The following is a 19,140-nucleotide window of genomic DNA, read 5'->3' as shown; positions in this document are numbered from 1 at the left end:
TGCCGCAACCGGCGTGCGATGACCCGCTGCCAGACAGAACAAGGCAGACACGATTTTCTCCAGTAAGCGCAGCTGTATGGACAGAACGATCAGTTGCAGGCGCGTTTTGATTGCGTCCTGTAGCCGGCGCGCAGCTGTCAGATCAGCGTGATGCTGTTATTGGCGGACTGATGCGGCGTGATCGTCGAAGACATGCCAGTCGCGAAGGCCGTGTCCATGCCATTGACGTTGTCGATGTTCAGGCCTTGATTGATCAGTTGCGAAGCGCCGATCGTGATGCCATTGCCGAATTTGAACTGGCTAAGGGAGGGAAACAAGGACATCAGGCCACCTGCCGTCAGACCGCCGCGCACCGCGCGCATCGTCTTGCGGTCGAGTTCATCTGTGACGGCCAGATCTGAAATCATGAGCGTGTTCATTGCGGTTCTCCGGTGTCGAGGGTGGAAGCATCTCGTGTCTGCTCGCACCCATCTTATGCACAGGTCGTGCCATAACCCCGCTGCTGCCCGCTCAAAAGCACCCAATCGCCTGAAATCACGCCGCTGCTCAGCAAATCGAAAGACGTAGCCTCTTGCACCGCCAGGATAGGCAAGCCGCCATGTGATTGCCGCGTTCCAACACGATCCATTCACACCGTTGGCGCCACACCAACAGACAATGCCCGACACAGCATTGATGTAGTTACTTGACGTAGATCGTGATCTTCTTCGAGTAGACCGGCGGATCGTGCGGCATATGCATGTAGTCGCCCATCAATAGCTGAAGCGTGTGTTTCCCGGGCGGCAGCACCAACGTCGTTTCGGTTTCGCCCGCGCCGAAATGCAGATGGTTACGATCGGAAGGAATCTCCTGATCGAGCGGGGGCAGGCTGGTATCGATCAGCAAGTGGTGGTGGCCAGTGTTCGGGTAATTGACGCCTTTGGGTGCCACGCCCATGTTACGCAGGCCGAACCACACGCGAAACGGTTTGCCCGCAGGCATCGTCTGTCCTTCGTTCGGATAGCCGATATAGCAGAATGCGCCGGGCGGCGACGGCGTGCCGGCCGCAAAGGCAGCACTCAGCCAGACCATGGCAGCCAATGCAGCGAGAGCGATTATCTTCTTCATCGTGCGTGCCCCCCGTCTTCCCGGACCGAAGCATACAAAGCGGTCCTAACGTACGTAAATGGTGATCTTTTTCGAATACACCGCGGGAACCTGCGGCACGTGGTTCTCATCCCCGAGCAGAAGCTGCAGGGTGTGGGTACCCGGCGCGAGTTCGACGCGCGCGTCGGTTTCGCCCGCACCGTAGTGCAGATGATTGCGGTCGGAGGGGATCTGCTGGTCGAGCGGCGGAAGATCGGTATCGATCAGCAGATGATGATGCCCGCTATTGGGAAAGCTGACACCCTTCGGACAGATGCCCATGCCGCGCAAGCCCATTCGCACCCAGAGCTTGCCGCCGTGAATCACGGTGCCGTCGGGTGGCCAGATGATGTACTCCTCGGCGCCGGGCGGCGACGGCGACTGGTGCGGGACTGGCGCCGCGGCCGTCAGGCAGATCACGGCCAGAACACTGAGCGCTGTTCTTACTGGCATGTTGCGCCTCCTTTGGGAGTGCGGAGCTCGTATTTCGTCCTTTAGCTTAGAACGTAACTTCACAAAAAGAAACGAACCATTCGTTAACCTTGTGACGCATGTGGCGCGTGCTATCGTTGTTTCATCGGGAAGCAGGTTCGGTACGGACAACCAGGATTTGAATATGTGGCGAAAATTCCTGCTCGTATGCATAGCCGGGGCCCTACACGTGTCGTGGACGGATGCCAATGCGGTCACTCGATCTGGCAGCAACGCGATTCTTCAGACGACAAAGCGAGCCGTGGAAAGCACGGCCGAGCGGCGCGTCGCGCTTGTCATCGGCAATAGCGACAGCGTAGCCACTCCGCCTGGCAGTGCGACCAACGACGCCCGCAGCATGGGCGCGCTGCTGGCTTCGCTAGGCTTCGAGGTGAGCGTCCTCACGGATGGGACGCCGCAACAGATCCAACAGGCGCTCGCCGCGTTTCGCACACGTCTTGCGAGCGGTGGTGTCGGCCTCTTCTATTTTGCTGGACATGGTCTGCAGGTCGGCAACGAAACGATCTTGGTACCGGCAGGTGTCGACACCCGCTCCCCCGCCTCTCTTCTCGTCAATGGAATCGGCCTGAGCAATGTGCTCGCCGCAATGTCAGCACCCCGAGTGCGCAAGACCAATGTGGTCATACTCGATACCTGCCTGGAAAATCCATTCCATTCCGCCGATACCCAGAAGCCCGGCTTAGCGCTGCCACAGCAGACTTTTATCGCCTACGCTGCAGCCCCAGGCGGCTTTGCCGCCGACGGTCGCAGCCACGGCGTCTACACACGCGCGCTACTGCGTGCGCTCGGCAATGCGCCGGAACGCGACATCGACGGGATCATCCGTGGGGTCGAACGAAGCGTACGCGCCGATACCGGCGATAAGCAAAGACCCTGGTCAGTGTCGTCGCTTGCCGGCACCTTTCGCTTCGCACGCTATCCGGGTGGCGCTGTGGCAAGCCAGGAAAACCCGGAGCTTGCCAGCGCAGCGATTGTCTCCATGCGCAGCCGCGGCATCATGCCGAAGGACAGCAGCGAACAATACGAACTGACGTTCTGGGACTCGATCAAGAACAGCAACTACGCGAGCGATTACCAGGCCTACCTGAAGGCTTATCCTGACGGCCGCTTTGCAGCGCTTGCGAAAGCACGGATCGAGCGCTTGCAGGCCGCCGCGTCAGCGCCGACGCCGGGCGGCACCGCGCCGGCAACTGCGTCGCCCGCGCCACCTCCCGCATCAAAAGCTCAGGCCTCCGTGGCGCAACCAGGTCACGCGGTTGTGGCGAGTAGTCCCGCACCTGCCCCTGCGCCGCCGCCCGCGCCTATCGCCGCTGCTCCCAAGGCGCCCGCTAATCCCGCGGCCAACACTCCAGCCGCTGGCGAGAGCAAGGACTGCGCAGCTTGCCCAGTGATGGTGCCGCTACCCGCCGGCTCGTTCACGATGGGCAGCAATGCAGGCGACATCTCGGAGCGGCCACCGCATCACGTTACGGTCGGCGCGCCGTTTGCGATCGGCAAATACCCCGTGACTGTCGAACAATGGAATGCCTGCGTAACGGCTAATGCCTGCCCGAAGCTGTCGAGCGAAAACGCAACGGGCACGAAAGCTCCCGCTCGCGATCTCAGCTGGGACGACGTCCAGCAGTACATCAAGTGGCTCAGCAAAGTGACCGGCAAACCCTATCGCCTGCCCACCGAAGCAGAATGGGAATACGCCGCACGGGGCGGCACCTCGACGCCATACTGGTGGGGCGATCAGATGCGCAAGGGCAACGCGAACTGCAAGGGCTGCGGAGACCCGTGGCACGAAACGGGACCGGAAAACGTCGGAACGTTCGCGGCAAACCCCTATGGTCTGTATGACATGGGTGGCAACGTCTGGCAGTGGGTGAGTGACTGCTGGCACAGCTCGTACAAGGACGCCCCGGCAGACGGTCGTATCTGGGATGCGTCCGGTTGCAACATGCGCGTCATTCGTGGCGGCTCGTGGCTCGAAGGCGCCGACTACATGCTTGCTTCGACGCGCTTTAAGTACAGCGAAAGCGTGCGACAGTCGCAGAACGGCTTCCGGGTTGTCAAAGATCTGAAGTAAGCGAACCAGTGGAGATGAGCCGCGATGTCGAAGGGGGCCGCGCTGCGCGGCCCTCACTGCTTGCGAGGTTGGGTGTTGATCTGAGTAACGTCGGCCACGATGTGATCCGGACCATACTTGCCCGCGATCTGTGCGAGACGTGTGTCCAGTGCGCGCAGATACTCCGCGCGCGCTTCGCTTTCCGGCCGGAGTGCGTTGAAGAGCGGTGCCGGCGTGACCATCAGCACCACCAGTTCGGTTCCGAACGGTTTGGCAATCACCCAGTCCCCCGCGCCGCCGACGGTCGCTGCGTAATTCGCCGGTGCCTGATTATCTGGCGCGCGCGGACTGGGCACCATATGCACGACACTGCCGTCTAACTGGTAGTAGTCGATATTCACGTACGACTCATAGTCCGGCGTCGTCAAGCTGACCACCAGAGGATCGCCCTCCGCAAGTTGCCCGTCAGTCGCTTTCACCTGAAGCGCGGCGGGGTGGCCAGCCTGCCAGTTGCGGGTCCAGTATGGCGCTACGAACTGAATGACATCGCATTTGTCCGCTGCAACCGGTGTCACGTCGACATTCAGTGTGCTCACACCCGGCAGCGCACTCAGGCGATCCTTGAGCGTGGCGATACCGTTTGCCTGCGGCACGAAACCATGCACTTTTACCGCATGGCTCTGTACCGAGGCGGCGAGCGCGGAACACGGCATGTGCGCAAGCAATGTGGCGACCGATGCGAGCGTAGGTGGAAGCGGCGCCGACACCGCGGCTAACGACGACGCCACCCCTGACGCCAATGCAGCTTGCGGCGCTGGCGTTTGCACGCGGTCGGTCAACGCTTTCGGCGTTGCCGGCGCCGCCGCAATCAGTGGCGCTGAAGCTGTACTCGGCGCACCGTTAGAATTGCCAGGCATCCGGTACCAAAGGACTCCGAGGGCAGCCACGCTCAGCCCTGCGAGCGCAGCGCCCCCGGCAATCAGCATGCGTTGCCTTGTGATGCGCGGCTGGGCCGAGAATTCGCTGACGAACCGGTTGACGGTCGGCATGCGCGTACGGCGATCGAAGGAGAGAGCGCCGCGCAAGGCCCGCCACGGGCGCGTACCCAAACCTTCGGGACGCTGCGGCTTGAGATCAGCACTGCGGGCCTGGGTGGCCGCTAGCCGGCCGAACGGGTGATGTCCCGTCAGCAACTCATAGACAATGCAACCGAGCGCATACACGTCGTCACGCGGATCGGGCTCAAGATGCTCGAGCATCTCGGGACTCGCATAAGCAGGCGTCAGCGCGCCGAGCGTGCCCGGATCGAACACGGTTGCATCGCTCTCCTCATCAGGCCGCTGAAACGCCCGGGCGATACCGAAGTCGATCACCTTGACGTCGCTCTTGTCCGTCAGCAACACATTGCCTGGCTTGAAGTCGCAGTGTACGAAACCATGCTCGTGAGCATAGGCGAGCGCGCTGGCCATGCCTTTGACGATCGGCAGCGCCGCGTCGTATGGCATCCCCTTGAAATTCTTGTTGCGCAACAGACGGCTGAGCGGCTTGCCAGACAGATATTCCATCGTCAGATAGACGACCGCACCGTCCCGGTCGAAGTCGTAGACGGTGACGATATTGCGGTGCGCCAGCACCTGAGCTTTCTTGGCTTCACGTTGCAGCGCGATCAGCGACTGGGGATTGCCGCGGAACTGTACGTTGAGGACCTTGATGGCGACGTAGGGCTTGCGGTCGGATGCTTCCAGCTTGCGCAGGTCAAGTGCCTTGTACACCGTGCCCATGCCACCGACGCCGAGGCATTCTTCCAGCACGAAGCGGTTATTGAGCGTGTCGCCAACGCCTTTGACAGCCTCGGAACTGGTGGCGGGCTGAGCATCAGAAGGCGCACCCGCTTGTCCGGGTTGCACCGATTGTCTCGATTGTCCTGCGCCGCTTGCAGATTGCGCTGGACTGCCCGCAAGGGACGCGGAATATCGCGGCGTTGTCTGCACACGCGTCTCGCCGCCGCCCAGTGTCAGGTTGGTGCCGCTCAGCCGCTCGATCCTGCGCTGAACTTCCGCGTACACCTCCGGAGGCAGCGGCATGTGTGTATGTGCTTCACCCAATATCTCCAGTAGCCGTGCCGAACCAACACTGTCCTTCGTCAGCGTGCTGTCGAGCTGTGCGATGAAGTCATCTTGCGACAGCTCGCCGTTCTGGAATTCGCTAATCGCGTGCGCAAGGTTTGCCATTTTTTTAAAGCCACGCAGCTCCCGATAAACCGTAATCAACCTGTCGTAAGAAGTTACATGCTCACGATCGATACTAGTCCGCACCCATGCCTTCCGCAATTCAGGATTACACAACAATGTCACAAGAGCGTCCTGCAATACACAGGTGTTGTGCCGCTTCTAACAGCATCGCCCTATTGTGTTGGTTTCAGCCCATCACTTCCCAGTCATCGCGTGAGGCGCATCCGTGCAGAGCAAAACACGTGCGAGCGATGCATTGACTATACTGATTCGAAGCCGTCCTTTATGGATTTCCCGCTGCTCCGTCACATTCCGAAGAGCTCTACCTTCATTCCACTCAACCAGGCGATCACGACATAAGGAACAACCATGGCTATCATCGCAATCAAGGATCTTCCAGACAGCGTCGAACTCGACAGGCAGGCCATGACAGCCATCGTAGGTGGCGCGCGAAGCGGCGCACAGTACGGCTCGCTTCTGCAACCAGCACCAAACCCAACCCGTCTCGTCGAATATCCGCAAGGCTTTTCATCCATGCGTCAACCCGTTCCAACCGCCAAATCATAGTCAGACATAGACACGAACAAGCACTAACGCTTTACCCGGTCTTCTTTCGAGCGGCCTCGTGAATGGCCGCCCGGATACGCGGATAGGTGCCGCAACGGCACACCACGTTCGACATCGCGTCGTTGATGTCCTTGTCGCTCGGCGTTGGCTTCTGCTTCAGAAGTGCCGAGGCCGCCATCAGTTGCGCGCTCTGGCAATAACCGCATTGCACCACGTCGATGTTGCTCCACGCTGCCTTGAGCGCGACGGCCTCGGCGCCTCCGAGCCCTTCTATCGTGGTGATTCTGCTGTCGCCCAGCGTGGAGATGACAGCCTGGCACGACACCTGGGCCGCACCATCCAGATGTACCGTGCAGGCTCCGCACACACCAATCCCGCAGCCGAACTTGGTGCCCGTCATACCGAGTTCGCACCGCAGCACCCAAAGCAGCGGTGTAGCCGGGTCCGATTTCACCATCACCTTCTTGCCGTTGATGTCGAGCGTTAGCATGTTCTCTCCCACCACTTACGCGAGTTGCAATGGCAGCGTACGCAGGCGCTGCCCAGTCAGCGAAAAAATCGCATTGGCCACGGCCGCCGCTACGGGTGGCGTGGCAATTTCGCCCACGCCTTGAGGCTCGGCTTCACTCGACATGATCTCGGTGTCGATGACGGGGCAGTCGTCCATATGCACGATTGGGAAGTCGCTGTAGTACTGCTGCTGCACCTGCCCGTGGTCGATCGTTATGGCTTCGTACAATGCCGCCGACAGGCCGAACACGATGCCGCTTTCCACCTGCTGGCATATCAGGTTCGGGTTTACGGGCGTACCGCAGTCGAGCACACAGACCACCCGCCGCACACACACGGTTTTGTTCGCGCCGACCGAAACCTCCGCCACCTGCGCGACGATGCTGCCAAACGCCTCATGCAGCGCAATGCCGCGCGCGCAGGCAGCGCCGTCAGAGGTTCGCGCAAGCGGACGCCCCCAGTTCGAAAGCGCAGCGGCACGCCGCAACACCGCAAGATGCCGTGGATGATGCTCGAGCAAAGCCGCCCGGAACTCCACCGGATCCTTGCCTGCGGCCGCGGCCAGTTCGTCCATGAAGCTCTCGACAAAAAATGCCTGATGCGAATGCCCCACAGAACGCCAGAATCCGACCGGAACCGGCAGTTCGACCGTGGTTTGCGCAACCCGCAGATTGGGCCACTCGTAGGGTTGGTCGAACGCGCCCTCCACCGTGGTGCGATCGCGCAGCGGGTCGGGGATGCCATAGTTGCGCTTGAGCGATGCAGCAACGGCCGACTGGCTGGCCGACAGGTTGCGCCACGCCACCAGCTCGCCTGCGTGGTTCAGCCCGGCCTTGAAGCGGGACACGCAGGCGGGTCTGTAGAAGTCGTGCGTCATGTCTTGCGGACGGCTCCAGATCGTCTGCACCGGCCTGCCGTCAGCCTCACTCGCGATGGCGGCCGCCTGCGATACGTAGTCCACTTCCAGGCGCCTGCCGAACCCTCCACCGAGGAGTAACACCTGCACCTCCACCTTGTCGGTATCCATGTGCAACACCTTCGCCACCTGCTTCCGCACGAGTGCCGGGACCTGAGTGGAGACCCAGACTTTGGCGCCGTCGGCCGTGACCTGTACCGTGCAGTTCATGGGTTCAAGAGGCGCGTGCGCGAGATACGGCGCACGGTATTCGGCGCTCACCACCCGGGCAGCTGTTTTCAGGGCGCCGTCGACATCGCCCCGGCTATAGTAAGCATGCCCTTCCGAATGCTCCAGGGCATCCGTGAGGCTGCGAACCACGTCGGAATCCGAAACTTCGGCCGCTGCACCATGGTTCCATTCAATCCCCAAGGCGGCAACGGCATCGAGCGCGTACATCGCAATGAAGACATTCTCCGCAATCACCGCTACACCGCCGGTGCCGCCGTTATAGGCATCGACCTTCAGCACCTTGACGACACCTGGTAACGCGCGGGCCACCGAGTCGTCGCAATCCTTGAGCGTTCCTCCCAGTGTCGGACACATCAGCACGCTCGCGTACAACAACCCGTCCGGCAACGCGTCGATACCGAACTTCGCACTCCCATCGAGCTTGGACGGCCCATCGATACGCTTGACCGGTTTGCCGATCAGCCTGAACTGCGCTGGGGTCTTCAGCACGACGTGCGTCTGCAGCGATTGCTGGCCCGCGAGTTCGGCCAACTCGCCGAAACTTGCCGAACGTCCCGACGGATGCAGCACGCGGCTGTTCTCGGCGCGGCATTCGCCCGCCGGTACGTGCCATTGTTCGGCTGCCGCGCCGCACAACATCATGCGCGCGCTTGCGCCGGCTTCGCGCATCGGCTGCCACAGGTCGTTGATGCTCGTGGAGCCGCCCGTGATCATCGTGCCGAAGAAATCACGCGAAGCCTTGCGTAACATCCAGACGGTCAACTCTTCGAAGACACCGTGATCGTCGGGGCGAAACGGAAGATCGCCAATGATGTTATCCAGATTGTTGTAGATCTTGTCGATCGGCGACTGCTCGACCTTCACCCGCGCCCAATCGGCATCCATCTCGTCTGCGAGCAGCATGGCCGCTCCGGTATAGATGCCCTGGCCCATTTCCGCTTTGCACATCATCACTGTCACGCTGTTGTCCGACGAAACCTTGACCCAGCCGTTGAGCGGCACCTGCGCACCCTGTACCGGCAATGGCGCGGAGCCTGCCAGACGCTGGCGCAGCGGTAACGCCGACCACCCCACGACCAGGGCGCCGGCGACGCTGAGACCACCGATCAGGAAGGTTCTGCGCGTTAGCATGAGAGGGCTGGGAGCCGGTAGTTCATCGTCGATCAGTCCTGTTGCCGCGTCGGCTGGCGTCTACCGACCATCAATAGAAGAACGCGCGCGCTTGCGCGCAATTGAAATAACGGACTCCAGATCGTTTTGAAAAGAACAACGCTTCCTGCAAACAGGAACACTGCGATACGACCAGGGACATCCGCTAGTACCGCAAGCACACGAATCACCTATATTAGTCTGGGCAGTAACGCGCCGAAACCGGCATTCATACCAGGCAAGAGACCGTCAACGCATCGCACGCCAGAAGCAGAGTTCGCATAGCAACGCCACGCGGAGGTCGCCGATGCTCGTTGATCTTGTACGCGATTTACTGAATCGCATCGCCCCTGGCTGGGAAGCGGCGTTCGCGCGTCACGGCCTCAATCTTCGCGCAACGGACACCGTGAGCGAACTCGCCCGTGCGCTGAAGATCGACTGGACAGATCCGCTTGTCTGCGACTTATGCCGCACCACGTACCGGGCCATCGAACCCGGAGACCCGGCACGTAGCCTGCTTTATCACGTGCTCGCGCGTCCCGCGGAGCAGTCCGTGGGTGAAAGCATCTCGCTCGACGAACTGGATCTATTGGAGAACTACGTTTATTCACTAGCAGGGCCGCCCAGCGACTGGCCGGAGCTGAACGTCGCAGTGCTTGCCTACCAGTATCGGCCGGCCCGCCGCACCGGCCACCAGGTACACGCCGACATGGTGTTTTCACGCCTGGGTATTGCCCGCAATGGCGACGTCGAAGCTCTGTTCGATCCGCTTGGTCGCGGCTTTTCGCCCAATGCCGGAGACGTGGCACACGTCCGCGTGCTACCGGCACGTTTCGGCGCGTTCCTTGTGCGTCGCCAAAAGGGACCGCACGCGCTAGCGCTAATCGAAGGCGAGCAAATGCGTGATCACGAGCGGGACTTCGTGACGCCTGTCTACAAGCTGTTCGAAGGCCCGGAATGTATTCCCGGAATCTCTGTTTCGCTCTCCTTCATGCAACACCATGTCGGCGACAAGCTCAAACGCGCGGCGCAGGCGACATGGGGCGTTAAGGTGCCGCGCTCGGCAAACCTCGACGCACCGCCGTTCACCATGACGAGCAGCGGCCAGGCTGGAGATGCAGTGGCGTTGGTGCGATCCGGTTCCGCCGTGCTGGTGATGCCCAAACCTCTGCCGCTTATCGAGTCCGTGCAGGCCGATAGCGCGCCAATATATAGCTTTAAAGTGCCACGCCAGTGGCCGTGGCTGCTCGAGATCGTCAATCGGCGCTATACCACGATGCGCATCGTCAATTCCCTGTTCCGGGTGTTTCTCGCGGGGGTCGATGAAGTGCGACAACTCTACTTCCCACACTTCGCGCCGAACTGGCTCCGCTACCCCGAGCCGCGCAACGCGCCGGAGTTCATCAACATCCGTCACCCCGCAGGACCTGGAAGCGCGGCGCCGCTGAACATGTGCATGCACCCGGACAACCGGGTGAAATTTCTGGACGAGGTCAAAGACGGCGGATACGACACCCGGTTCTTCATCGACCATTGCGCCGAGGGCGTGGTTAGCGTCGCGCTCGGCGGACCATCTGCGTTGCCCGTTCTTCCCGCCTATTCGATCGTCGCCGCGCCCGATTTCTATCCGTATGCCGACCAGGTCGAGCTGGAACGCTGGTTTCGGCAAACGCACACCGATCCTAAATCGCAGTTCAGAAATGGCGGTCCGTCGTCGCTCAGCGGCGAACGGTTGACTGCCAATCCGGACCATAGCGATCCGCTCACCGGCGCGCCGGCATTCACCTCCAGGGACACCACGATCTCCGTCGCATTCAGCCTCGCGGCCCGCACCGACCATCACACAGGACCAGTGGCTTCCAGCGTGAGAATGGTGTCGTTCCTGTCGGATGCTTCGTCCAATGTATTTGCACCCGGCTGGGACGTGACGTATTCGGGCGATCGCGGCGGCATCTTTCTCGCGACGCATGGACTCGGCAGTCCGTTCGCCGAAGACGTCAAGCTATGCGCGGCCTCGAACAGCTTCTGGCCCGCGCTCAGTCCGGACGCTTCTCGCACCTTCAATCGTGCCGATGCTCCAACCGCCATCCCGATGCTGGATGAGGAGATTGGCCTGCATCCTTCGCATCCGCTGGTGGTCAAGGGCATGGCCGTGGACTGTCGCGGATGGGACGGTGAGTATGGCCCTTATCTGACGCCAGACGGTATGGCAGAATACGCCGACATCTATCGTTCGGATTACGTAGCGAATGCGCTTGCTGGAAATATGTTGTTTGGTTCCTTGCAGCACGTCGATGCTGCCGAGCTGATCCGGCGCATCAGGGCACTACGTCACGCCGTGGCTGCCTGCGATCCTGGACAGACACCCGCCCATACCCGCTTGTGGCTGGTCTCGGCGCGGCGCGTCGACGACCGGGCGCCGGGGGCGCAAACCGCTTACCGCTTCCTGTTTGTGCTTCCGGTCGACCATGCTCCAAAGCCGGTGCAAACTACACCAGGCCGCTTGCGCGTGCCGTATGCGCAGGCCCTGTGTTGCGATTCGACCGCCACCGCGCTGCTGAACCAGGTTCGCACCGCCGCGCCAGGTGCTGCAGCACTGGCGCTTTATCTATGAGGCGCTTGACGCGCGACGCGCGTCGCGCCATCCGCTAGCTAGCGACATGCAATGAACAGCGACGCAGATGTTGTCGTCATTGGCGACGGACCCGCTGCTTGCGCTGCGGCCATCACAGCCGCGCGTGCGGGACTGGAGGTCGTCATGCTCGGACGCGGCCGTTCGAGCGGCGCACCGGAATACCTTTCACACGCCTCTGTAACGCTGCTTGCTGCTCTTGCTCCGCGTCTTTCGCACGCGGCCGACATCTGGCTCGACCCAGAACCCTTACCGCAGTCCGGTCGCGCACTGATGCGCGACAAGTTCGATCAATGCTTCAGGATCGAAGCTGTCGAGACAGGCGTGCGATACGTTCCGCTCGTTACCGGCCGACTCGAGCCGCACGTTGCGCAAGGCAGAATTTCCGGCGTGTGCTGGGGAGAATTGTCGGTCACGAGCCCCATTGTGATCGACGCCAGCGGATCAAACGGCTGGCTTCGGCGTGCCATGCAACTCGAAGAGTCGATCGGTTCCCCAGCATTGTGGCTAGAGCGTGGACTAGCAGCAGCAAGCTCCCAAGCGCCGCAAAATCACTGGGAAATCGCGCAGCAAGGCTGGCTGTGGATCAAGGCGACCGCCACGCAGACCATCTGGACGTCCCTGTCAACCCAGCGTGAGACCGCCGTTCAATGGCCGGATGGCGTGTGGCCCATCGGCAGGCGATGGCGTGATTGCCGCCGTTGGCGTTGCCTTCAGCAGGCAGCCGGCCCCGGCTACTTCGTATGCGGGGACGCCGCCGTGCAACTCGATCCCGCCACGGGCGACGGATTCCGATTCGCTGTCGAATCCGGCGCCCGCGCGGCATCAATGGCGGCACAGCTTCGCCGCCACCCCGAAAGCTCCAGTCTCATCGAGGCGTTGTACTCGGACTGGATCGTGCAGTTTTATGTGTCCCGCACAGCGGCGCTTGCAGAGTGCTACGCGAACGCCGACCTGCTCTGGGCGGAATAAAGCGCGTGTGGTCCCAACGCTTGAAGTGTGCAGCACCACCCTCCCCGGAAGGTGATACCGCGGAACATTACAGCGCGTTTAGCTGATAGCCGCCGAAATTCTGGATGTTCGGAATGCTAACGTTGACGTGCTGGCTCGCGTCGGTGGTCGTCACGATCGGCCCAACCTGGATACCGATGGTGGGGCTGGCAAAGCCGCCGCCGCCGAACACGTTGCCGTAGTTTCCGCCGACGCCGGCGAGTGCGCTGCCACCGCGAATAGCGGACATGCCCTTGCGGTCAAGTTGTTCGCTAACGGGCAGATCTCTGATCATAAGGGTCGATTGCATGACTGACTCCTGGAGTTGAGCGGACGGGCGTCACCCTCCGCGAAGGGTGACGCGCGCACCTGTTACAGCAATACGCCTTGCAAGCCGCCAAAGTTCTGGACCGTGGGGATGCTCAGGTTGAGATGCGAACTCGCGTCGGTCGTGTTGACGGCCGGCCCGATCTGCAGGCCCGTCGTCGGGCTGGCAAAGCCGCCGCCGCCAACCACGTTCTGGGTATTGCCGCCGACCACAGCGATGGCGCTGCCGCCACGTACGGCTGACATTGCCTTGCTGTCGAGTTCTTCGGCGATGGGCAGATCTTTGATCATGAGGTTCGAGTGCATGATTAACTCCTTGGAGAAAAGATTGATGTGGCCACCCCGTCGTGGGGTTGGCACGCACATTGTTTAGACAACCAGCTGGGTGCCACCGAAATTCTGGATGGTGGGGAGGCTCAGGTTGAGATGCGAGCTTGCATCGACCGTGTTGACGGCCGGTCCAACCTGGATGCCCGTCGTCGGGCTGGCAAAGCCGCCGCCGCCGACCACGTTCTGGCCATTGCCGCCGACGATAGAGATTGCGCTACCGCCACGCACGGCTGACATTGCCTTGCTGTCGAGTTCTTCGGCGATCGGCAGATCCTTGATCATGAGAGTCGATTTCATGGTTAATACTCCTAAAGTGTTATGCGGGTTACGTTAAGTGAGCATCGGGTGTCGCGCTCACACCAGCTAATGCATAGGGTGTGCCAGGCGAGCAGCCGACATGTGCAATTGGGCCCCAGCGCCTTGCCGAACAAGGGAAAGGCCACGTTGTCCCGGCCTCGGTCCAGGCGGGCAGCGTTGAGCGGGGTGTTGTTCATGGCCAGACAGGGAGGGTGACAACAGTGCGCCGTTGACAGACACCTGGGCCGAACAGTCCGCGCAACGCTGGGCGAAGGTCCCGCCTGTTCGTCCGGCCGCCGCTTTTTCACGGTCCGGGTATCATTCAACTGAGGAATCAACGAGAACGACGTGGGCACGAAGGCAGCGAATCGCGAAGACGCCCACCACGCGGCACACCGCATGCCCGAGGAACGACCTTCAGAGGAGACGATTCAGCATGTCGAATGACACTAACGCTTTTCGTGCGCGCCTGAGTTCGAACAGTCGCGGTCCGCTTGGAAATTTCCTGACCCGGTGTGTCGCCATCGTGAGCCACGTTGCCTGCGTGGCCTGCGTTGCCTGCACGCTGATGCTGGCCGCCACGGCCACGCAAGCTGCCGGCAACAGCACGGCGACCGCCGAAGCTGTGGTGATCAAAACCAGCGAAGGCGCCCTGCGCGGCAGCACGCATGGCATCGTCGATGTCTATCAAGGGATTCCTTACGCAGCGCCGCCGGTCGGCGATATGCGATGGCGCGCACCGCAACCCGCGATCGCATGGACCGGCGTTCGCGACGCCACCCAACCTGGCAATGCATGCGTACAGGCGGCCGTGTTCTGGCGCCCCGGCAACGCGGCGAGCTGGAATGAAGACTGTCTCTACCTGAACGTCTGGAAACCGCGTCATGTGGATGCGCGTCTGCCCGTAATCGTCTGGTTCCACGGCGGCGGATGGATCAACGGGGCAAGCACCGACATGCAACCCGTACAGATCGTGTCGCACGGAAATATCGTCGTAACGGTCGACTACCGGCTTGGCGCACTCGGCTATCTCTCGCTGCCCGCGCTCGACACGGAATCCTCGGATGGTCAATCGAGCGGCGACTATGGCGATCTCGACAAAATCCGCGCGTTGCAATGGGTCAAGCAAAACATCGGCGCATTCGGCGGCGACGCCAACAATGTCACGATCGGGGGGCAATCGGCTGGCGCAGGCTCAGTCTGCTGGCTGCTCGCGTCGCCTGCCGCTGCGGGCCTATTCAACCGGGCGGTCATCGAGAGCATCGGCGACTGCGCGATCATCAGCCATGACACCGCTGCTGCGCATGGCAAGTCGTTTGCCGAAGCGATCGGCTGCGCGGATGCAGCAAGCCAGCTAGCCTGTCTACGGCAGAAGACGCCGGCTCAGATCATCGACGCACAAGCGAAAACCAATCTGAACTGGCGCCCCGTAGTCGGAGGGGAGGCTCAGCCTGTGCCGGTACTCGATGCGTTCCACTCGGGTAAATTCAATCGCGTACCCGTGCTCGTCGGCAATGTGCGCCACGAGACCCGCGTGTTTGTCTACGAAGGCAATGACATGATCCGCCAACCGGTAACGCCTGAAACCTATGTGTCGAACGTGCGCACTATGGAAGGCGACAAGGCAGACCGCGTGCTCAACGAGTATCCGCTCTCCGCGTATCCGGCGCCAGGGGTCGCGCTCGCCGCGGTGCAAACCGATTCGCGCTTTGCATGCGGTTCGGTTCCGGTCGAAGACGCGCTGTCGGCCTGGGTGCCCACTTACACCTATGAGTTCCGCGACGAAACGGCACCGCATACACCCTACATGGTGATCACGCCGTCGTTTGAGATTGGCGCCGCGCACTCGTCCGAACTCCAGTACATCTGGCGCGGCGATGCGTCCACGCCAGTCTCCGCGGGGCAGTCGAGCGGTTATCTGCCGCTTACCAGCGCGCAAACAAAGCTGTCGCACATGATGATGAATTACTGGGCCAGCTTTGCGCGAGCCGGTGATCCCAACACGGCGTCACAACCGAACTGGCCTCGCTACGATACGACCAAAACGCAACGGCTCGGTCTGTTAGCGGGCGGTGCTACTGAAATCGTATCGGGCGACGCTTACAGCAACGAGCATCACTGCGCCTTCTGGGCCTCGATGCAATAAATCAATCAGCCGGCTTGCCAAAACGATTTGCCGGCCACGACGATGAAGTGAGGACTGCATGTCAGAAGATCGAACGGTGACGCGCCGGCGCGTGCTTCAATACGCCGGTGCCGTCGCCGCAATGGCGGTATCTCCCGTGCGCCTGTTTGCGGCAGAAGACGCTGATATAACGGGCCGGCTTGCGCGCTATATGACTGCGGCTCGCGACAATGCGCTGCCTGAGCAGGTCGTGGTGGAATGCAAGCACCGTATCCTCGACACCTTCGGCGCAATGGTGTCCGGCTCGCGCATGAGGCCGGGCGAGTTGGCCGTGAAGTACGTGCAGGAACTAGGGGGCACACCGCAAGCATCCGTGATTGGCGCACGCTTTCGCACGACGACGGTCAACGCGGCACTCGCCAATGCGATGTGCGCGCACTCCGACGAGACCGACGACTTCGAGCCCGTCACCAAGGCGCACCCCGGCAGCTCGGTCGTTCCTGCCGCCCTAGCAATGGGTGAATACGAGGGCCGTAGTGGCCAGGATCTGATTCGCGCGGTGGCGCTCGGGTACGACCTTGCATGCCGCCTGTTGATGGCGCTTGGACCCGATCTGGTGCGCGGCTCGCATCGCAGCGCCGAGGGCACGGCCTCCACTTTCGGGGCGCTCGGCGCCGCCGCATCTCTCGCGCAGCTCGACGAGCAAGGTATGCGCTATGCCATTTCCTATTCGTCCCAGCAGGTGTCCGGACTCTGGAGTTGGGTGAAGGACAAGGACCACATCGAGAAGGCATTCGACTTTGCCGGCATGGGCGCACGCAATGGCGTCACAGCGGTCACGATGGTGCAGGCAGGCATGACGGGCGTCAACGATGTGCTCGACGGCACGAATAACCTCTTCATCGCGCTATCCACCGATCCCAAGCCGGAAGCGATGCTCGACGGACTCGGTAGCCGGTTTTACGTCACCGAGACGGCAATCAAGACCTATTCGGTGGGCTATCCGATCCAGTCGCCGTTGGATGCATTCCTCACGTTGCGCAAGCAATACGGTCTTACCCCGGACAATGTCCGCAGCATTGTCGTCAAGATTCCTACCGATGCTGAGGGCATCGTAGGTGAAAGTGCCATGCCAGACGTTAATTGCCAGCATCTGGTTGCAGTCGCGCTCGTTAAGGGCGCGGTCTCGTTTGCCGACAGCCACGATGTCGCGCTGATGCACGATCCGCGCATTCTTGCGCAACGTTCGAAAATCACCGTTGTGCCGGATGCTGCTCTGATGGACCCGGCCGCACCGCGTGGCGGAATCGTTCAGGTCACGACGACCGTCGGACGAACCGTCGAGCATTTCACCAGGTTCCCGCCCGGCACCAAGGAGAATCCGCTCAGCACCGAGGCCGTTAGCGCGAAAGCGCGTGACCTGATGGTTCCGGTCCTCGGGGCTGCCAGAACGGAACAGCTCATCGAGCGGATCAACAGGCTGGAGACGCTGGACAACATCCGCCAGTTGCGCCCGTTGATCACGACGTGACCGAACGGCGCTAACGGCGGTCCTCTTTAGAACAAGCCTATCCGCCCACCCGCCGCTAGCCAGTCGCTAAACGCATCACGCTGCTCCTTCGACAGCAACGGTGTGACCGCCTGCTTGTCACCCAACTGCATGAAGTTGCCGCTATCGAGCTGCGGCCAGGTCATCAGACCCGGCCCGTTCGGATTGCCGGTGCGAATGAAGTTGACCCAATAAGACTGAAGTTGATGCGAAATCTCCCGGTCCTTCGCAGTGAACGGCCGATGACCATACTCCAGCGTGCCGAATACGTACGGCACTTCTGAGCTATGAAACGTCGCAAAGCGCTTGGCAAGCGGGCCCGGTTCTGGATGCGTGTAGCGATAGCCATACGCGGGTGCCGCCTGGCCGTCGCGCCCCTGCGACCATGCAATCACCCCTGCCGAAGCAGAATCCGCCAATAACCGCCGCACCGTCGCCGATACGTCCGCATCGCTTTTCACTGGATACAGCGCAGCAAAACGCGCAGACACCGGTGCGAAACGATCGCCAAGCATTGCCTGGTAAGCCTGGGTCGTGCTGATCTGCCACGTCGGGCTAAAGGCGCTAGCTTCGTCATGGTTAGACCCGAGCAGTACCGGCACATCAGTCCGCTCCTTCGTCCCTTCAGGAATGAATTTGCCATCGTCGACAGGGAAGAAGCGCACGTGATCGCCCAGACGCGGATCCGTCTGCAATGCGAGAAGCTGATCCGCAGAGAGCGCGCGCAGCGCCTCGAGCGTCGTTGCGCCGCTCAGGCCAGAGAGTTTGTCGCCAACCGCTTCGGCGCGCTCACGCGGGATGAGCGTCGTATCGCCCCACGAGTTGCTTTCTGCAATCGCGCGCGCAAACAGCCCTTCGGCCGACGGCGCGGCGAGCAGATGATGGACCGAGATCGCGCCGGCCGACTGCCCTTCTATCGTCACCTGGGCCGGATCGCCGCCGAAGCTCGCGATATTGGCCTTGACCCATTGCAACGCGGCGACCTGATCCATCATGCCGTACTCGCCCGAACTGCCTTGCTCGGCATCGAGCAATTTATCCGCGAGAAAGCCGAACAGGCCCATCCGATAGTTGATCGTGACAACCACAACGCCCTTTTGCGCAAGATGATCGCCCCGGTAAACCGGCACTGCGCCCGAGCCTTCCGAAAAGCCGCCGCCGTGAATCCATACCATGACCGGCAGCTTGCCCGCAGGATGCAGCGTGGGAGTCCAGACGTTCAGGAACAGACAGTCCTCGCTAAACGGCGGATCGGCGAGATATTCCGCAGTCCAGGGAATGACCGCTTTCGAATTGCGCCGCGGCTGTTCGCAACTGGCGCCGAACTTCGTGGCATCGCGCACACCCTGCCAGGCCGTCGGCGGCGCGGGTGGAGTCCAACGCAGCGGGCCAACCGGTGGCGCAGCGTAAGGAATGCCCTTGAAGGAGAGGACATGCCCCTCCGTGGCGCCGCTCAATTCGCCGCTTTGGGTTTGAACCAGCGGCGCCGCAAATGCGTCGAGCGTGAGCATCGCAAGCACGATGAAAACTGCCGTCCGAATGACGTTGATCATGAGCAGAATTCCCTTCGGTTGTTCTGTTTCCCCAGCAGGTCCGATCGCGAACCGCGATCGCGAGTC

At 61.5% G+C, this 19,140-nt stretch carries 16 protein-coding genes and 1 pseudogene; 7 read left to right on the top strand and 10 right to left on the bottom strand.

Annotated features, from left to right (window positions below):
- Window positions 1–137 precede the first annotated feature (137 nt).
- From P3T17_RS09965 to P3T17_RS09955, 3 genes are all read right to left on the bottom strand, one after another.
- A complete protein-coding gene (locus P3T17_RS09965; RefSeq protein WP_429406320.1) occupies window positions 138–419 on the bottom strand; it encodes a hypothetical protein in 282 nt (93 codons plus the stop codon).
- A 262-nt stretch (window positions 420–681) separates the two neighbouring features.
- Complete coding sequence (locus P3T17_RS09960; RefSeq protein ID WP_074267200.1) at window positions 682–1,107, bottom strand: DUF4399 domain-containing protein; 426 nt, start codon at window positions 1,105–1,107, stop codon at window positions 682–684.
- Between the two features lie 45 nt (window positions 1,108–1,152).
- Complete coding sequence (locus P3T17_RS09955; protein ID WP_083611596.1) at window positions 1,153–1,578, bottom strand: DUF4399 domain-containing protein; 426 nt, start codon at window positions 1,576–1,578, stop codon at window positions 1,153–1,155.
- On the opposite strand from P3T17_RS09955, the pseudogene P3T17_RS09950 reads away from it, so the two are divergent.
- Window positions 1,472–2,506, top strand: a pseudogene (locus P3T17_RS09950) (caspase family protein); the annotation flags it as partial. The gene P3T17_RS09955 and the pseudogene P3T17_RS09950 overlap by 107 nt on opposite strands.
- A 90-nt stretch (window positions 2,507–2,596) precedes the next feature.
- Window positions 2,597–3,688, top strand: coding sequence for a formylglycine-generating enzyme family protein (locus P3T17_RS09945; RefSeq protein ID WP_429406491.1), 1,092 nt, complete (start codon window positions 2,597–2,599; stop codon window positions 3,686–3,688).
- A gap of 53 nt (window positions 3,689–3,741) precedes the next feature.
- Here the strand turns inward: P3T17_RS09945 and P3T17_RS09940 are convergent, their stop codons facing one another.
- Window positions 3,742–5,898: a protein kinase domain-containing protein gene (locus P3T17_RS09940; protein ID WP_429406317.1), complete on the bottom strand. Its 2,157-nt coding sequence runs from the start codon at window positions 5,896–5,898 to the stop codon at window positions 3,742–3,744.
- Window positions 5,899–6,267: 369 nt separating this feature from the next.
- On the opposite strand from P3T17_RS09940, the gene P3T17_RS09935 reads away from it, so the two are divergent.
- Window positions 6,268–6,465, top strand: a complete 198-nt coding sequence (locus tag P3T17_RS09935) for a hypothetical protein (RefSeq protein ID WP_074267197.1) — start codon at window positions 6,268–6,270, stop codon at window positions 6,463–6,465.
- Window positions 6,466–6,496: 31 nt separating this feature from the next.
- On the opposite strand, the gene P3T17_RS09930 is transcribed toward P3T17_RS09935, so the two are convergent.
- Together P3T17_RS09930 and P3T17_RS09925 are read right to left on the bottom strand one after the other, a co-directional pair.
- On the bottom strand, window positions 6,497–6,955 hold the full coding sequence (locus P3T17_RS09930; protein ID WP_429287211.1) for a (2Fe-2S)-binding protein: 459 nt from the start codon (window positions 6,953–6,955) through the stop codon (window positions 6,497–6,499).
- A 15-nt stretch (window positions 6,956–6,970) separates the two neighbouring features.
- Window positions 6,971–9,253 carry a molybdopterin cofactor-binding domain-containing protein gene (locus tag P3T17_RS09925; RefSeq protein ID WP_429406315.1) on the bottom strand — a complete coding sequence of 761 codons (2,283 nt, stop codon included), beginning with the start codon at window positions 9,251–9,253 and terminating at the stop codon, window positions 6,971–6,973.
- 325 nt (window positions 9,254–9,578) lie between these two features.
- Between P3T17_RS09925 and P3T17_RS09920 the strand changes: the two genes are divergently transcribed.
- Both P3T17_RS09920 and P3T17_RS09915 read left to right on the top strand, forming a co-directional pair.
- On the top strand, window positions 9,579–11,885 hold the full coding sequence (locus P3T17_RS09920; RefSeq protein WP_429406313.1) for a hypothetical protein: 2,307 nt from the start codon (window positions 9,579–9,581) through the stop codon (window positions 11,883–11,885).
- A gap of 51 nt (window positions 11,886–11,936) precedes the next feature.
- Complete coding sequence (locus P3T17_RS09915; RefSeq protein ID WP_429287214.1) at window positions 11,937–12,875, top strand: NAD(P)/FAD-dependent oxidoreductase; 939 nt, start codon at window positions 11,937–11,939, stop codon at window positions 12,873–12,875.
- A gap of 67 nt (window positions 12,876–12,942) precedes the next feature.
- Here the strand turns inward: P3T17_RS09915 and P3T17_RS09910 are convergent, their stop codons facing one another.
- The 3 genes from P3T17_RS09910 to P3T17_RS09900 all read right to left on the bottom strand — a co-directional run bounded on the left by P3T17_RS09910 (window position 12,943) and on the right by P3T17_RS09900 (window position 13,847).
- Window positions 12,943–13,203 carry a hypothetical protein gene (locus P3T17_RS09910; protein ID WP_074267192.1) on the bottom strand — a complete coding sequence of 87 codons (261 nt, stop codon included), beginning with the start codon at window positions 13,201–13,203 and terminating at the stop codon, window positions 12,943–12,945.
- A gap of 62 nt (window positions 13,204–13,265) precedes the next feature.
- A complete protein-coding gene (locus tag P3T17_RS09905; protein ID WP_074267191.1) occupies window positions 13,266–13,526 on the bottom strand; it encodes a hypothetical protein in 261 nt (86 codons plus the stop codon).
- A gap of 63 nt (window positions 13,527–13,589) precedes the next feature.
- Complete coding sequence (locus P3T17_RS09900) at window positions 13,590–13,847, bottom strand: hypothetical protein (protein WP_074267190.1); 258 nt, start codon at window positions 13,845–13,847, stop codon at window positions 13,590–13,592.
- Window positions 13,848–14,283: 436 nt separating this feature from the next.
- Between P3T17_RS09900 and P3T17_RS09895 the strand changes: the two genes are divergently transcribed.
- Complete coding sequence (locus tag P3T17_RS09895; RefSeq protein ID WP_429406312.1) at window positions 14,284–15,993, top strand: carboxylesterase/lipase family protein; 1,710 nt, start codon at window positions 14,284–14,286, stop codon at window positions 15,991–15,993.
- A 58-nt stretch (window positions 15,994–16,051) separates the two neighbouring features.
- On the top strand, window positions 16,052–17,503 hold the full coding sequence (locus tag P3T17_RS09890; RefSeq protein WP_429406311.1) for an MmgE/PrpD family protein: 1,452 nt from the start codon (window positions 16,052–16,054) through the stop codon (window positions 17,501–17,503).
- 26 nt (window positions 17,504–17,529) lie between these two features.
- Here the strand turns inward: P3T17_RS09890 and P3T17_RS09885 are convergent, their stop codons facing one another.
- Complete coding sequence (locus P3T17_RS09885) at window positions 17,530–19,074, bottom strand: carboxylesterase/lipase family protein (protein ID WP_429406309.1); 1,545 nt, start codon at window positions 19,072–19,074, stop codon at window positions 17,530–17,532.
- Window positions 19,075–19,140 lie beyond the last annotated feature (66 nt).

It is taken from the genome of Paraburkholderia sp. GAS82 (assembly GCF_050436285.1).
Lineage (GTDB): Bacteria > Pseudomonadota > Gammaproteobacteria > Burkholderiales > Burkholderiaceae > Paraburkholderia > Paraburkholderia phenazinium_B.
This window is presented reverse-complemented; position numbering and strand designations above follow the sequence as displayed.